General features: G+C 42.0%; 14 protein-coding genes. 7 read left to right on the top strand and 7 right to left on the bottom strand.

All coding sequences use genetic code 11. The features are described from left to right. The 7 genes from COT81_02735 to rplU all read left to right on the top strand — a co-directional run. A partial coding sequence (locus COT81_02735) for a hypothetical protein (GenBank protein ID PIS05148.1) occupies nt 1-894 on the top strand: 894 nt, incomplete at its 5' end. Next, nucleotides 845-3,172, top strand: coding sequence for a hypothetical protein (locus COT81_02730; GenBank protein ID PIS05147.1), 2,328 nt, complete (start codon nt 845-847; stop codon nt 3,170-3,172). The genes COT81_02735 and COT81_02730, both read left to right, overlap by 50 nt. 2 nt (nt 3,173-3,174) lie before the next feature. Beyond that, nucleotides 3,175-5,070: a hypothetical protein gene (locus tag COT81_02725; protein PIS05146.1), complete on the top strand. Its 1,896-nt coding sequence runs from the start codon at nt 3,175-3,177 to the stop codon at nt 5,068-5,070. Nucleotides 5,071-5,108: 38 nt separating this feature from the next. Beyond that, complete coding sequence (locus tag COT81_02720) at nt 5,109-5,501, top strand: hypothetical protein (GenBank protein PIS05145.1); 393 nt, start codon at nt 5,109-5,111, stop codon at nt 5,499-5,501. Further along, entirely contained in the window at nt 5,488-8,082 is a 2,595-nt protein-coding gene (locus COT81_02715) for a hypothetical protein (GenBank protein PIS05144.1), read from the top strand. The genes COT81_02720 and COT81_02715 overlap by 14 nt, the downstream gene beginning before the upstream one ends. Next, a complete protein-coding gene (locus tag COT81_02710) occupies nt 8,082-9,128 on the top strand; it encodes a hypothetical protein (protein ID PIS05143.1) in 1,047 nt (348 codons plus the stop codon). The genes COT81_02715 and COT81_02710 overlap by 1 nt, the downstream gene beginning before the upstream one ends. A 154-nt stretch (nt 9,129-9,282) precedes the next feature. Continuing rightward, complete coding sequence (gene rplU / locus COT81_02705) at nt 9,283-9,585, top strand: 50S ribosomal protein L21 (protein ID PIS05149.1); 303 nt, start codon at nt 9,283-9,285, stop codon at nt 9,583-9,585. A 135-nt stretch (nt 9,586-9,720) separates the two neighbouring features. Here rplU and COT81_02700 read toward each other — a convergent pair whose 3' ends face one another. From COT81_02700 to dnaB, 7 genes are all read right to left on the bottom strand, one after another. Beyond that, a complete protein-coding gene (locus tag COT81_02700; GenBank protein PIS05142.1) occupies nt 9,721-9,930 on the bottom strand; it encodes a hypothetical protein in 210 nt (69 codons plus the stop codon). Between the two features lie 222 nt (nt 9,931-10,152). Then, nucleotides 10,153-10,749: a recombination protein RecR gene (locus tag COT81_02695; protein ID PIS05141.1), complete on the bottom strand. Its 597-nt coding sequence runs from the start codon at nt 10,747-10,749 to the stop codon at nt 10,153-10,155. Further along, complete coding sequence (locus COT81_02690; protein ID PIS05140.1) at nt 10,749-11,057, bottom strand: hypothetical protein; 309 nt, start codon at nt 11,055-11,057, stop codon at nt 10,749-10,751. Before COT81_02690 ends, COT81_02695 begins: the two co-directional genes overlap by 1 nt. Before the next feature lie 117 nt (nt 11,058-11,174). Beyond that, on the bottom strand, nt 11,175-11,633 hold the full coding sequence (locus COT81_02685; protein PIS05139.1) for a hypothetical protein: 459 nt from the start codon (nt 11,631-11,633) through the stop codon (nt 11,175-11,177). 117 nt (nt 11,634-11,750) lie between these two features. Further along, nucleotides 11,751-12,047 carry a hypothetical protein gene (locus COT81_02680; GenBank protein ID PIS05138.1) on the bottom strand — a complete coding sequence of 99 codons (297 nt, stop codon included), beginning with the start codon at nt 12,045-12,047 and terminating at the stop codon, nt 11,751-11,753. Between the two features lie 464 nt (nt 12,048-12,511). Further along, on the bottom strand, nt 12,512-12,796 hold the full coding sequence (locus COT81_02675; protein ID PIS05137.1) for a hypothetical protein: 285 nt from the start codon (nt 12,794-12,796) through the stop codon (nt 12,512-12,514). A 181-nt stretch (nt 12,797-12,977) separates the two neighbouring features. Further along, nucleotides 12,978-14,351 carry a replicative DNA helicase gene (gene dnaB / locus COT81_02670; protein PIS05136.1) on the bottom strand — a complete coding sequence of 458 codons (1,374 nt, stop codon included), beginning with the start codon at nt 14,349-14,351 and terminating at the stop codon, nt 12,978-12,980. Nucleotides 14,352-14,700: the final 349 nt, after the last annotated feature.

Raw genomic sequence — 14,700 nt, 5'->3', positions numbered from 1 at the left:
TGGGCCGAGCAATTGAAATACCCCAAACTTCTAAGACAGCATAATTTAGATATGATGCACTTTACTAATTTTAATGTGCCAATTTTTTATCGCCGTAAATTTATTGTTACTATTCATGATATTACCCCATGGTTTTTCCCGGGTCCAAATGTGCGGAAATCTTTAATCCGTAAGTTGGGGTATAACTTGACATTTAAATTAGGAATTAAAAAAGCGTGGAAAATTTTAGTCCCAAGCGAACACACTAAAAAACAGTTAATCGGACATTTTAAAATTCCAAAAGATAAAATTAAAGTGATATATCTTGGCGCGACCCACTTCTCCAAAGTTCAAAATAATGATAAAATAGTAAAGAAATATGGCATTTTAAAGCCATACCTTTTTTACGTCGGAGTTTGGCGCGACCATAAAAATTTAGATACTTTAGTTGAGGCCTTCAACAAAATTAAAGCCCAGCATGACGTTCAGTTGATTTTAGCGGGCCAAGAAGATAAAGCTTATCCTGAAACTAGGCAAGCGATAGAGCAGTCTAGTTATAAATCGGATATTTTAACGCCCGGTTTTGTCCCGGGTAGTGACTTAGCCGCATTGTACAGCAGTGCTGAAATATATGTTTTACCTTCCTTTAATGAAGGTTTTGGGTTGGGAGCATTGGAGGCCACAAATTATGGTACGCCCGTTATTGCTTCAAGCACAACCAGCGTGCCAGAAATTTTAGGGGATAGCGCGCTGTACTTTGACCCCCAAAGCGCGGAAGAACTGGCAGAGGCCGCTAATAAGTTACTCAGCGATAAAAAATTGTCCGCTAAAATCGTGGCAAAAAGCCAAGCCAAAATCAAGCGTTATGATTGGCAAACCACAGCTGATAAAACTTTACAAATTTATCATGGATAAAAAGAAATTTTACAAAAGAAAGATTCCAGCTTGGCTTAAGCGTAAATACGCATGCTCAAGCGATGGGCTCCCTGATCGTTGCTACCATACCTTAGCCGTTGAAAAGTTTTCACCAGCTGTAAAAAAACTAGCTTTGGCTGACGATTTATTGACTCACGAAATAATTATTGGAGGGAGGGACCGCGAAGACGTGGCTCATGTCGGCTTGTTTGAAGTGCCAATGACAGGAGCTAAACCAGCGCTGGATGGGTTAAAGCCGAAAGTTAAATCTCAAGAGCAGGCAGAAGATTTAGTTGATGATATTTTCAGCGCGAAGCCAAGATGGCAATTTCATTTCCCTGCCAGGCAATCAGCGATAGTCTTTGCAAGTTTAATAATTTTAATTGTGCCGATATATCTAGGTACTGCCATTAAAAATTTGATCAACACTAGGGACGCTGTTGCCGCAAGCGGTCAAAGCGCCTTATTGCATTTGATTTCGGCTCAATTAGCAATTGATCAACTTGACATCATCAAAGCCGAAAGGGAATTTGCCGAAGCGGCTGTAAATTTTCAAATTGGTCAAAGGTACGTTCAAGAATTAGACCCGGTTTCTTCTGAGGCTTTGCAATGGTTTCCGCAAACACGTAATCCGCTCAATGAAGGGTTGAACCTATTAAAAACGGGCGAAAACTTGTCGTTGGCTGCCCAAGAGATTGCCAGCGGCGTCAATGCTTTGTTGAATTCTCAAGATGACGTGTTTATGGGGTTGCAGGCCTTTCAGGAAAAATTAGTTATTGCCCAGCCCCGGATTGCCCAAGCTCAAGCTAGTTTGCAAAATTTAAATTTAGAAGTTTTACCATTGCCCAATGGCGGCAATATCACTGACTTGGAAGAACAACTGCCAAAAATTCAAAAAGCACTAGACTACTTCACCTTACTGTCTGATTCATTGCTAGAAATTCTTGGGCATGATCAATGGCAAAGATATTTATTAGTTTTTACAAACAATAATGAACTGCGTGGCGTGGGAGGTTTTATGGGCAGTTACGCTCTTTTAGATGTAGACCGCGGACGCATAAAGAATTTAGAAATACCGCCGGGCGGCACTTACGATTCTCAGGGCAATTTGATGGTATATCAGGCGTCACCCAAACCACTACAATTAATTAACCCAAGGTGGGAGTTTCAAGACGCAAATTGGTCGCCTGATTTTCCAACTACAGCTGAAAAAATAAGATGGTTTTATGAACAAAGCGAAGGCGCAACCGTGGATGGCGTTATTGTTATAACCTCGGCGGCGGTTGAATCGATGTTAAATTATATCGGTCCAGTCAATTTAGCCGGCTATAACACTATCGTCACCAGTGAAAATTTAGAAGAAGCGCTGCAGCAAAACATTAGACAGGCGCGCGATGAAGGCAGTCCGACGCCCAAGCAAATTCTTTCAGACTTGGCTCCTTTGTTACTCGACCAAATTACTCAATTAGACAAAGAAAAAATGATCGGTTTTTTGGATTTGGTGCATGAGCAGCTTAAAGCTAAGCAAATTGTGATAAATTTTTCTGACGAGGACCTACAACAATTAGCTTTAGCCCTGGACTACGGAGGCGCAGTTAAAAAATCTGAAGCCGATTACTTGTTGATTGTGAATTCAAATATTGCGGGGGGTAAAACAGATCAGGTAATAGATCGAACTTACAATCTAACCACTCAAGTTGGGCCTAATGGCGACATAGTCAACACTTTAAGTTTAACTTTTGAGCACCACGGCATTAAAGGCACGGATATTTTTACTGGCGTACAAAACAATAACTACCTAAGGGTGTACGTGCCGCTTGGTTCAACTCTTATAAGCGCTAGCGGATTTGAGCGTCCAAATTCTTCGCTTTTTGAATCACCGCCGAGCTACTATAAACAAGACGTTCAATTAGCCAGCATTGAGCAAACGGCAAAATTTGATGCTGATACCAAAACTGACATTTACCAAGACATGGGCAAAACAGTTTTTGGCAATTGGCTAAGGGTCAAACCCGGGGAGACGAAAACTGTAACCTTGAGTTACCGCTTACCTTTTCGGTTTGGCGAAATTTCATCACAAGGCAAAACAGTCCACTCATTGCTGTGGCAAAAACAAAGCGGGACTATGGCCGATAAATTTAGCGCCCAACTAGAATTACCCAAAGAAAGTTTAATTTTAAGAAAATATCCTGACCACGTGATACGCTCTGGCAATATCTTTGGATATCAAGATGCCTTAAAAGAAGACCGTTTTTATGGTATTATTTTTGATGACTAACTATGGCGGGCAAACAAAACAAAAACAAACCACAATCTAAGCCGGCAAGCAACATCGCAAGTTTATATCGTGATAAGGACGGAACTTTACCGGATATCTCCAAATTAGATATGCGTCCCAAAAACCGTTTGCGAAACATTTTGCTGCCGGCGGCTTTAATTTTAATTATTGTTCTCGGGATTGGGTGGCTTAGCACAATATTGTTCCGTTCTGGCGGAGAATATCGCGGCAACAGCGTTGAAGTTGAATTTTTTGGACCGGAAGAAATTACATCTGGTGATGAAGTCACTTTTACGCTGCGATATTCAAACTTAGAGAAAGTGTCGCTCAACAACGTTGAATTAGTTTTGCGCTATCCCGGAGCTTTCACATTTAAAGAGTCAAAGCCGGTGCCAAGTAATGATTTTCAAAATAGTTGGAATATTGGTACGCTGGCGGCAGGAGAATCGGGTAAAATTGAGATAGTTGGCACTTTGGTAGGCGAAATAGGTGAAATTATTAACATTGATTCTAGCGTTACTTTTGAACCTGAAAATTTTGGCTCAACCTTTAAAGAAACTGATACTTTTTCAACCCAAATTACTGATACTTTGCTTGAGCTGACTATTGAAGGGCCGCAAGAAACTGTGCCGGAAAAACAAATTACTTATACCATTAAGTACTTGAATAATTCTGACCATGATTTGGAAAATTTGCAAATCCGAGCGGACTACCCGCTTGGCTTTGTTTTTCAATCGGCCGAACCTGACCCGTCAGTGGAAAGGTTTGCTTCTGAAACCGAAGAGATTCAAACGAATAATTTTTGGCACATAGAGTCTTTAGACAAATTAGAAGAAGGAGAGATTAAAATAACTGGCGGGTATTTGCCTGATAATGATGTAACCAAAGAATTTAGCGTTAAGTTTGGGTTTTTGCGCGATGAAGAATTCGCCATTCAACAAGAAAAAACATTTGTGACTAAGTTAGTCAAGCACAATTTTGTCCTTGATTTAATCATTAATGGCTCTGATTTGGACCAAGCTATAAATTTTGGTAACACTTTAAATTACACAATTGGCTACAACAATTTAGGCAATCAAACTTTAAGCGATGTTGTAATTGTCATGAATTTAGACTCCGAAATTATTGATTGGGAATCAATTAGTGATAATTTAGGCGGGCAAATTGATGAAGAGTCTGGTACTATCACCTGGAATAAAGACGTTCTCCCGCAGCTAGCCGCGATTGGTCCGTTGGCTCAAGGCGGTATAAACTTTGCTCTCCGGATCAAAAATTTTGATGAACTTGACCGACAAAGTGATGAACTTTCAGTAGTCAGCACGGCAGTCGCCAATTTAGGCAGAATAGATAACGTTGAATCCGGGGTGGAAGTGCGAAGTTCAGATATTAAAAACTCAATTAATACTCAAGTTGAGCTTCGGGCTGAAGCGCGCTATTTCAATCAAGATAATATAGCCGTTGGTTCCGGCCCGATTCCGCCAGTGGTGGGGCAAAAAACCACTTACCGAGTCTATTGGTTAATCAACAATAGCTTTCACAGGATTCAAAATGTAGAAGTAAAAACGGTACTGCCTGATAACGTTGAATTTGCCGATAAATTTTTAGTTTCAACAGGCGAGCTAGTTTATAGTAGCACCGACAACGAAGTAGTTTGGTCGATTGGCAATATTCCAGAAAATAAATCATTTGACGAGGTGAATGTTTGGTTTGATGTTATTTTAACTCCAACGTCAGACCAAAAAGGCAAGATCGCTTCATTGACTAATCCGGTAACTCTCACCGCGACTGATGCGGTTACTAATTCTTTAGTCAGTACTGCCGTGGAGGCGATCACTTCTAATTTATTTAACGATCCTCAAGCGTCAGGTAAAGGCATAGTTATTGGCATCGGCGAGTAATTTTTTGGGCGTTCTTTTAGTTGTGGTATAATTTATTTATGTCACAAAACATCGGTTGGGCAATTTTACGCTTTATTTTGCGCGATTTAATCGGGCAAATTTTATATTGGCCGATTTGGTGGTTTGGTCCAGGATTGTTAAAAATTTTGACATTGGCCATGGGAGAGATCAATAACGCGGCTGAAAGCCTAAGTTTGCGTATTTGGGTTAAAAGTTTGTTTAAGCCAATGTACGCCCAATTTGATTTATCCGGGCGGCTTATAAGTTTTGGAGTGCGGTTAGTGGTTTTAATTTTACGGGTAGTGATATTAATGATTTGGACTGCCTTGATCCTGTTTTTAGTTTTGATATGGCTTATTTTTCCTATTGCGGTTTTATATTTATTCTGGCTTAACTTTATCAATCTTTTTTACGTTTATGTCAGCTTCTAACCCAATAACGCATACCTGGGGGCGAAGAATTGACGCTTTAGCTTTGGCTGAACGCAAGGTTGAAAAAATAGTTAATGCCGCGATTGACCTGGTACTGATTGTCTTTGGGGTGGTTGGCTTTGGCCTACTGTTGTATCGGTTCGTACAACTATCTATTTTAGGACAGCCGGTTTGGTTTTTTTGGCAAATCAAAGATGGCTTAATGTTAATCGTCTGGCTAAGTTTTATGTTGGACGGATTTTTGCTGTATCGGGTGCAATGGAAGTTTGGGCAAATTAAAACTTTGCCGGCCAAAGCCACAAAACAAAGCGTCGACATTAGCCGGTATTTTTCTTATGCCTCGCTTGCCGCTATTGAAAAAGCTTGGGAGCTAGCCCAAGAGTATAAGCACGGCTTAGTTCTGCCAATTCATTTATTTATCGCCTTATTGATGCAAGGGGAAATAAGCATTTTGTTTTGGCGGCTGGGCGTTAAGCCAGATGCCTTGCGGCACCGTTTGGCCAAGGTATTAGCTAAAGAGGCTAAAGCCATGGACGCCGAGCCGAAATTAAGCGATGAGTTTATGCGGATTTTAGAATCTAGTTTCAATTTAGCCGAGTCAACAAAGCAATCGAGGGTAGAATTAACGGAATTGTTAGTCGCTACCGTTGAGAAAGATCAGCTGATAGAAGACATGTTGTATGAAATTGAAGTTGAGGTTGATGATATTAGAAACGTTGCCTCTTGGCGCCGAGTTCGCGAACAGCTTTCACGGCAGTGGCGTCAATTTAAATTTAAAGCTCAATACAAACCCAAGTCAGGGATAAATCGAGCCATGACCGCCATCGCCACACCAATTTTGGAAACTTTCGCCAGCGACCTCACCACGGCGGCAAAATTTGCGTATCTATCTCCGTGTGTGGCACGCGAAAAAGAGTTAGATCAAATTTTTAATTTAATTAAAACCGGCTCAAAGCGAGGGGCTATTTTAGTCGGCCAGCCGGGAGTAGGCAAGGAAACTATCTTGCACGGTGTGGCCCAATTGATGGCGGCTGAAGATGTACCTAAAACTTTGCAAGATAAAAGGTTATTAAGTTTTGACGTTAATAAAATTATTGCCGGAGTCAGCCCGGCGGTTGCCGAAAAAAGATTGTTAGTGGCAATAGAAGAAGTCGTACGTTCGGGAAATATCATTTTAGCCGTACCTAATATTCATCACTGGGTTGGTGTCAGCGTCGGTTCCAGCGGTAGCTTAGATTTGGCGGCCGCGCTAGCCACGGCTATTAACAAATACAAATTGCAAGTTGTTGCTACTGCGACGACTGAGGAGTTTCGCCGCTTTTTAGAAAGCCACGCGTTAACTCAAGCCCTAGAAGTTATCCAGGTGGATGAGCCGAAAGGCAATCAAGCGATTCAAATTTTGGAAGCCAAAACCGGCCCGATTGAATATAAGCATAAAGTTTTTTTCTCCTATGCCGCAATTGAACAGGCGATTAATTTATCCGACCGGTATTTGGTGGATAGATTTTTGCCTGATAAAGCGGTGCAAATTTTGGAACAGGCGGCCAGTAAATTTGAGGGCCAAGCCAAAAGCAACTATTTAATTAGCGGCGATGATATTGCGGCTATTGTGTCGGACAAGACCAACATTCCGTTAACCAAGATTACCGAAGCTGAAACGGATAAATTATTGGATTTAGAACAACGCATCCATGAGCGGTATGTCAATCAAGAAGAGGGCGTAAACTTAATTGCATCTAGCATCCGCCGGGCGCGCGCTGAAATGAGAGATTCTAACCGCCCAATTTCAAATTTTTTATTTTTAGGTCCTACGGGTGTGGGTAAAACTGAATTAGCCAAAACCTTAGCCGCAATTTATTTTGGCGCAGAAGCTAACATGATTAGAGTTGATATGTCTGAATACCAAGAACCGGGTAGCGTTTCAAGGTTGATTGGCAGTTCGGCTGGCGTTGGAACTGGGGTGGCTGGATATCTAACTGAAGCTGTGCGGCAAAAGCCGTTTTCAATTGTGCTTTTAGATGAGTTAGAAAAAGCACACCCGGATATTTTAAATATACTGCTGCAAGTTATGGACGACGGGCGGCTGACTGACGGTAAGGGCAGAACAATTGATTTTACCAATACAATTATTATTGGCACGTCTAACGCCCATACTCAATTGATTCAGGAGCGCATTCAGCAAGGTAAGTCAGTGGCAGAAATCCACACTGAGCTTATGGAAACTGGCGCGTTAGAAAAGTTTTTTCGGCCAGAATTAATAAATCGGTTTGACGGCGTAGTCGTATTTAGGCCGCTAAATATGTCTGAAGTGCAAAAGATCGCTGCTTTAATGTTAGATAAAGTGAGACAGCGTTTAGCCAATAAAGGTTTAAAATTAGAAGTAACTGATGCCGGTTTGCAAGATATCGCTAACGCCGGTTACAATCCGAAGTTTGGAGCGAGGCCTTTGCGCCGGGTAATACAGACGCAAGTTGAAGATGTTATCGCTAAAGTAATTTTAGAAAAAAAGGTAAAACGCCGCGATACGGTTGTGGTTGGTAAAGATCAAAAAGTAGAAATTAAACCAGCGCCCGAACTTTAATGCTGCAATCGCAATTCATTATCCCATTTACCTGCGCTTTAATTTTTTGCTCGGCCTTAACTCCGGCAGTAATTAAATTGGCGAGGCTTTTAAATATTCAAGACGCACCGGCAGTTAGCCGCAAAATTCATTCTTATCCGGTGCCTTTGATGGGCGGCTTAGCGATTTATTTAGCCTATGTTTTGGCATTGTGGTTATCATTTAAATTAGGCTATTTTGAGGGCACTAAAATAATTTGGCCACACGTCACTGCGATGCTGATTGGCGGTGGAGTTTTAATGCTTGGCGGAGTTCTAGACGATAAGTTTAATTTAAAGCCAATTCAACAAATTTTTTTTCCTGTCATTGCGGTTTTGATAGTGATTTTTAGCGGATTATCAATTGAATACTTAACCAACCCAACCGGAGGGATAATTGACCTTGCGCAAACCCCGTTGCTGTCCTTGGGGCTAACTTTTATTTGGCTTTTAGCGATGACATATACAACAAAAATTTTAGACGGGCTTGATGGCTTGGTGGGCGGCATCACAGTCATCGCCGCGATGATAATTTTTGCAGTTAGCTTGAAATGGGATAGCCAGCCGTCTGCCACATCAGTATTAACTTTGATTTTGGCCGGCAGTGCTTTGGGCTTCTTAATTTTTAATTGGCATCCGGCCAAGATATTTTTAGGCGAAGGCGGTAGCGTCGTAACCGGGTTTTTTATCGGGGTGCTGTCTATTATCTCTGGCGCTAAAATCGCGACAACTTTATTGATTATGACAATTCCAATAATTGATGTGGCTTGGGTTGTTTATCAAAGGCTTAAAGACAGGGCTCATCCGCTTAAAACAGGCGACCGGCGGCATTTGCATTTCCGTTTATTAAATATTGGTTTTACCCACCGGCAGTCAGTTGTCTTCTTGTTGGTTATTTCAGCCCTTTTTGGCATTACAGGACTATTTCTTAACACTGTGGGTAAAATCGCTGTATTAGCCATTTTGAGCCTTTTAACGGTGTTATTTTTATGGTTTGTGCTAAAAAAATACGAGAAAAAGGTGAGATAAGCATTCAGACCAATTGTCATCCTGTGGAGCTAATAGGCGGCGGCAGGATCTCAGGTTAAATAAAGGGGATTGCGACGATCCCCGAGCCAGGCTCGGTTCGCTAGCAATGACAGATGAGTTGACAATTTTAATCAAATCATTTAAACTCTGGTCTATGAATTTAGCAGTTATTAAAACCGGCGGAAAACAGTATGTTGTCACCCCTGACAGCAAGCTTAAAATTGAGAAAATTGCCGGTGACAAAGGCATTGAGTTTGAAACTTTACTAATGGCCGACGATAAAGGTGACAAAGTTGAAATTGGTCAACCATCATTAGGCAAAAAAGTCAAAGCCAAAGTTTTAGGGCAGGGGAGAGCTAGAAAAATTACGGTTGTTAAATACAAACCTAAAACCCGCTACAAACGGACCCTTGGCCACCGCCAGCATTTCACTCAAGTCCAGATTGAAAAGTTTTAACACTTTGTCGTCCTCGACTCCGATCGGGGACCCAGAAATAAAAACCTCCCCCAACAGGGGAGTTTTTTTGTTTTGAATAAAGGTTGTGCCGCCACGCCCAACAGGGGAATGGCGGCAACAAGAGAGCGTTGTTGCTCAGGTAACGTCGACAGGCTCGACGTACTCTGCATTGGGCATGAGCCTAACCACTAGGCCCTTCCCGTCCCAACCGCGCTCCCTCAGGTGCGACGTTGCGGCAGTCCGCGCGATTTCCAGCATTGAATAAGTGCCGGGCTCGCGGCAAAGCCAGACGTTTGGCCCAGGTAGGCCATTTTGAGGCTGTAAAAACCACCCGCGACACTTCATGACTCTCCTCCCTTTCCTTGTTAACACAGCCTATTTATTTTACAGGCTATTAGGCTAAGGTCAAGTGAGTAAAGTGTGCAAAAAAATAATATACTACCGATTGTCATCCTGCCTGCCCGTCCTCTGGCGGGAGGAGTCGCGAGCGAAGTCGAGGGAGGGCGTGAGGATCTCAGGTTATAAAGTTAGAGATTGCGACGCTCATTTGACTCGCTCGCAATGACATTAAAGTTCTTTACGGTTCTTGAGCGCTGATTCCATGGTAATGTCATCTACGTGGTCCAATTCAGCGTTCATGGGGATTCCTCGGGCGAGGCGAGTGACCTTGATATTTAAAGGTTTGAGTGCTTTAGCTAAGTATAAAATAGTGGATTCGCCTTCAATGGTTGGGTTAAAGCCTAAAATGATTTCTTGGGCCGGCTCCGCTTTAAGGCGCTTTATAAGTTTATCAATGCCAGTGGATTCAGGTGTAGCGCCTTCTAACGGATTTAATAACCCGTCTAAGTTATGGTACAAACCTTTATAGTTGCCGGAAGATTCAAGGGCGATAATATCTTGCGGGCGGGCGACAACACAAATAATTTTGTGGTCGCGCGTGGCGTCAGTGCAAAATTGGCATAATTTGTTTTCGGTATAAATAAAACATTTTTCACAGCGGTTAGTCAGCTTTTGTAAACTTCCCAAATCTTCGGCAAAGGCTTTAATTTCTGCGGGATCACGTTTGAGTAAATAAAAAACGAACCGGGCGGCGGCTTTAGGCCCAATGCCAGGTAATTTACTAAAATGCTCAATTACTTTTTCAATTGGTTTAGGATACGCCATTAACTATGTTTTTTAATGATTCCTCGTTCTTTTAATTTTTGTATAACTGCATCATAAAAGGAAGGATGGGTATTCCAATCAGTTTCATTGCTTTCATTAACCAAATCGCACAGCTGCTGGCTAGTTGCACTCTCAATGCCTTGCACTCTAATATCAACATTTTTTGGGTTATATGAATTGGGGTCCGATTGGCGAAGTTCGGCTAAATGCATCAGCATATCAGTTAAAACATTCATATCTAAACTCCACTTTAATTCTTCTGTTTTTTCTCTGTCTTTGCCTCCTGGAAACTGAATAATTTCACCCATATTAGTAATTTATCGTATGTGTCATTACGAGGATTGAACGGTAGTGAGCGACGCGGTAATCTCAGTCCTGCCTACCGGCAGGCAGGGATTGCGACGCTTCGCTCGCAATGACACTTTTTACTTCTTCTTAGCTGTAGACTCTTTCCCACCTGCAGCACTTCGCGCAACAGTTTGGGCAGGCGCCTCAAGGGACTTTTTGGTCGTAGCCTTCTTGGTTGTAGTTTTTTTAGTAGCTGCTTTTTTCTCTGCTGGCTTTTCTGTTGCCGGTTTAGCCGCCGTATTTTTGACTGGAGCAGGGGATTTCAAGTTCGGATCAGTTAGAATTTGAATAATCTTATCTAGCTTTCTGTTTAAATTACGTAACTCTTCTGCCAAGGCAGGGGATTTAGCTTGCGGTTTTTGGTTGCGGGCACCTTTTAACTTTTTGAAACAATCATTGCAATAAACAGGTTTGTCGCCGGTTGGCTCAAACGGCACTTCAGCGTCTTTACCGCAATTGGTGCACTTTGTCTTATACATTTTGCGTTCTGGCCGTTTCGGTTTTTCATCGCCCGCACCTAGTCCAAATATCGCCATATGTTTATTTAATTATTCTGGTTTTTAGTTTCCTCTCCCTTGAGGGAGAGGATGAAGGTGAGGGGGAGTTTATTCGTCACCTCACCCAACCCTCTCCGAATCGGAGAGGGACTATTTTTATGAATTATTTAAATCATCATCCTTCTTCGGAAAGCCCCAAGACCATTTCGGCTTTTCGCCCTTTTTGTATCCAAAATAAAGCATTATCCCAGCGCCAATCACTATACCTAAAAGCATAGCACCTGGTGCATCATCAACTTCTCCAATGTAAATGCCACCAAACGCAATCGCTACGCCTATGGCCGTAACTACCCAGCCCTGCCATTTCACCGGCACCCAACCCCAACCAAAGGCTTTGCGCTTAAACCAATAATGGTTTGGATTGTCTTTTAGATATTCAATGTATTTTTTCATTGGGTTCATAACATTACGTTCCCTCTCCCTATGGGAGAGGGTAAGGGTGAGGTTACAGATGTCTTGTTTAGAAGCATAGAATCATAGCGCCTTTGAACTTCCCTACCTCACCCAACCCTCTCCGAATCGGAGAGGGATTATATTAATTATCTTCCAAATATTCAATGTATTTTTTCATTGGGTTTATATTGATATGTCCCCCTGTTAAGGGGGATGTAGGGGGTTTTTATTTATTATAACCCCTCCTCACCTCCCCTTGACAGGGGAGGAATCTTAGTCTTCCAAATATTCGCAATAACTCTTAATTGGGTTCATATTTTTATAAAATTCTGGCAGCAATAGCCTGCTTTAATATTTCTTTTAAATCCTTTTAAGAGTTATCTCTATTATCGGGAGTCTTTATACCGCTAAGTTCCAATCTGCAAATTGGGCAAGTTGTTACGTTATTATTGTGGCTCATTCTTTTATGCCCCTGGCATATTCGGGATAGTGATTTCGCCTTTGCGGACTTTTTCCGCCATTATTTTTTGGACTTTTTTAATAGCTTCGTCAATGGCGTCGGGGAGGTCGCGTTCAATTGATTCGCGGGATTTGTCTTCCGCAATTTTAACTGATTGCACCTTTTGATTCCCGTCCATCACAATCGTGATCCCATTTTTAGTTATTTCGGCCTTTTCTTTGGCTAAAATATTTTGCATGGTTTTAGCTTCAGAGCGTAAGTCTTTGTATTGTTTTAATTTGTTGAACATTGTTTTTGATTATTTATTAGTAACTTCTACCTCACCCCCGCCAAAGGCGGGCGTGCAACCCTCTCCTGAGACGTCTGACGTCCTCTGCTAGGAGAGGGGCGCTTATTGCAATTTTTCTCTCCTCTCCCTTGATGCCTGCCCGCCTTTGGAGGGTGAGAGGGCAAGGGTGAGGGTGCATTAACTACTTACTTAATGATTTAAAGGTGACGGCGTTTTCGTCAAAGAATAGCTGGATTTTACCGGTTGGACCGTTACGGTGTTTGGCTACGTAGACTTCGGCTAAATGCTGTTTATCCGGCGGCAAGTCTTTGTGGTACATTGCTTCACGATAAATAAACATTACCACATCCGCGTCTTGTTCAATTGATCCTGATTCTCTCAAGTCAGCTAAGCGGGGGATATGCGATTCGCGTGACTCCACGCCGCGAGAAAGCTGAGATAACGCGAGCACCGGCACGTTTAGTTCACGGGCAATGGCTTTTAAGTTGCGTGAAATTTCGCTCACTTCCTGTACTCTGTTATCGTTTTGCCTAAAGCTTTCCATTAACTGCAAATAATCAATTAAAATTAAGCCTAAGCCATGTTCTGATTGCAAGCGGCGGGCTTTGGTCCTAATCTCCATGATGTTGGAATTAGCCGTATCATCAATATAAATTGGCGCTTCGGAAAGCAGGCCCATGGCTTGCCCAATGCGTGTAAAATCATCGTTTTCGCCATGGTCAGAAAGTTTGCCGGTTCTCATTTTCCAAAGGTCCACGTTCGCGGTTGAACAAAGCAGGCGGTCAACTAATTGTTCTTTACTCATTTCTAATGAATAAATCGCGACTGGAATTTTATTTTTCAGCGCCACATTGCGGGCAATGTCCATGGCCAAAGTCGTTTTTCCCATCGACGGGCGAGCGGCTAAAATAACTAAATCAGATTTTTGTAATCCGCCCAAAATGTTATCTAAGTCATTGTAACCGGTAGGGATACCGCGCAGCTTACCGCTTTCTTTGTGTATTTCGTCAATGCGGTCAAAAGCTTCAACTAAAATGTCTTTGATTGGATTAAAAGCGCGTTTTAAAAACTTTTGCGAGACCGCAAATATACTTTGTTCTGATTTGTCTAAAGTTTCAGAAATGTCAGTGTCTTCGTCAAACGCTAAATCCGCAATTTCGGCCGAGGAGTGGATAAGCCTTCTTAAGGTGGCTTTCTTTGAAATTATTTTAGCGTAATTAACGACATGGCTTGAAGTTGGAACAGCGTTAGCCAAACCTGACAAATAGCTTTTCCCCCCGACTATATCTAATTGCTTACGCTCGCCAAGTAAGTTGCCTAAGCTAAGTAAATCAATTGGTTCGCGTTTTTCATAAAGTGTTTGCATCGCTTCATAAATATAGCGGTGGGCGTCTTTGTAAAAATCATCCGGGTTAATAATATCCGCTACCTTGACTATCGCGTCTTTATCCAATACTAAAGCGCCGAGCAGTGATTGTTCGGCTTCAAGGCTGTGCGGTGGCACTTTATCGCCAGTTTTAGCCTCTGATTTTGTTAAAAATTCTATTTTTGCCATAAAACGTTGTCATTTCAACTTTCTACAATTGTCATTCCCGCGGAGGCGGGAATCTCTATTAGTATTGAGATCCCCGGGTCAAGCCCGAGGATGATAATGTGGTCACGTCAATATATCTTACTGATTTTCCTTATTTTTTTCAAGTCGTCAAAAGTCCATAAATCGTTGATAAGGAGTGTATAAATAGATATTTAATTGACCAGATACGTTAAAAAATGTAAGGTATTTTTATACTGTGTTTGCCAGGATGGAGGCTATATGCCACGTCTGTATTCGGAGTTGGTGGGTACCCATTTTTTTGTAAACTTTGTCTACACTCTAATGGATATGTAATTATTAATTGTTAATA

It is taken from the genome of Candidatus Buchananbacteria bacterium CG10_big_fil_rev_8_21_14_0_10_42_9 (assembly GCA_002773845.1).
Lineage (GTDB): Bacteria > Patescibacteriota > Patescibacteriia > Buchananbacterales > 21-14-0-10-42-9 > 21-14-0-10-42-9.
This window is presented reverse-complemented; position numbering and strand designations above follow the sequence as displayed.

Bases quoted from the DNA above. Each gene is read 5' to 3' on its own strand.
- COT81_02730 (PIS05147.1), top strand. From the start codon at position 845: ATGATTGGCAAACCACAGCTGATAAAACTTTACAAATTTATCATGGAT.
- COT81_02725 (PIS05146.1), top strand. From the start codon at position 3,175: ATGGCGGGCAAACAAAACAAAAACAAACCACAATCTAAGCCGGCAAGC.
- COT81_02720 (PIS05145.1), top strand. From the start codon at position 5,109: ATGTCACAAAACATCGGTTGGGCAATTTTACGCTTTATTTTGCGCGAT.
- COT81_02715 (PIS05144.1), top strand. From the start codon at position 5,488: ATGTCAGCTTCTAACCCAATAACGCATACCTGGGGGCGAAGAATTGAC.
- COT81_02710 (PIS05143.1), top strand. From the start codon at position 8,082: ATGCTGCAATCGCAATTCATTATCCCATTTACCTGCGCTTTAATTTTT.
- rplU (PIS05149.1), top strand. From the start codon at position 9,283: ATGAATTTAGCAGTTATTAAAACCGGCGGAAAACAGTATGTTGTCACC.
- COT81_02700 (PIS05142.1), bottom strand. From the start codon at position 9,930: ATGAAGTGTCGCGGGTGGTTTTTACAGCCTCAAAATGGCCTACCTGGG.
- COT81_02695 (PIS05141.1), bottom strand. From the start codon at position 10,749: ATGGCGTATCCTAAACCAATTGAAAAAGTAATTGAGCATTTTAGTAAA.
- COT81_02690 (PIS05140.1), bottom strand. From the start codon at position 11,057: ATGGGTGAAATTATTCAGTTTCCAGGAGGCAAAGACAGAGAAAAAACA.
- COT81_02685 (PIS05139.1), bottom strand. From the start codon at position 11,633: ATGGCGATATTTGGACTAGGTGCGGGCGATGAAAAACCGAAACGGCCA.
- COT81_02680 (PIS05138.1), bottom strand. From the start codon at position 12,047: ATGAAAAAATACATTGAATATCTAAAAGACAATCCAAACCATTATTGG.
- COT81_02675 (PIS05137.1), bottom strand. From the start codon at position 12,796: ATGTTCAACAAATTAAAACAATACAAAGACTTACGCTCTGAAGCTAAA.
- dnaB (PIS05136.1), bottom strand. From the start codon at position 14,351: ATGGCAAAAATAGAATTTTTAACAAAATCAGAGGCTAAAACTGGCGAT.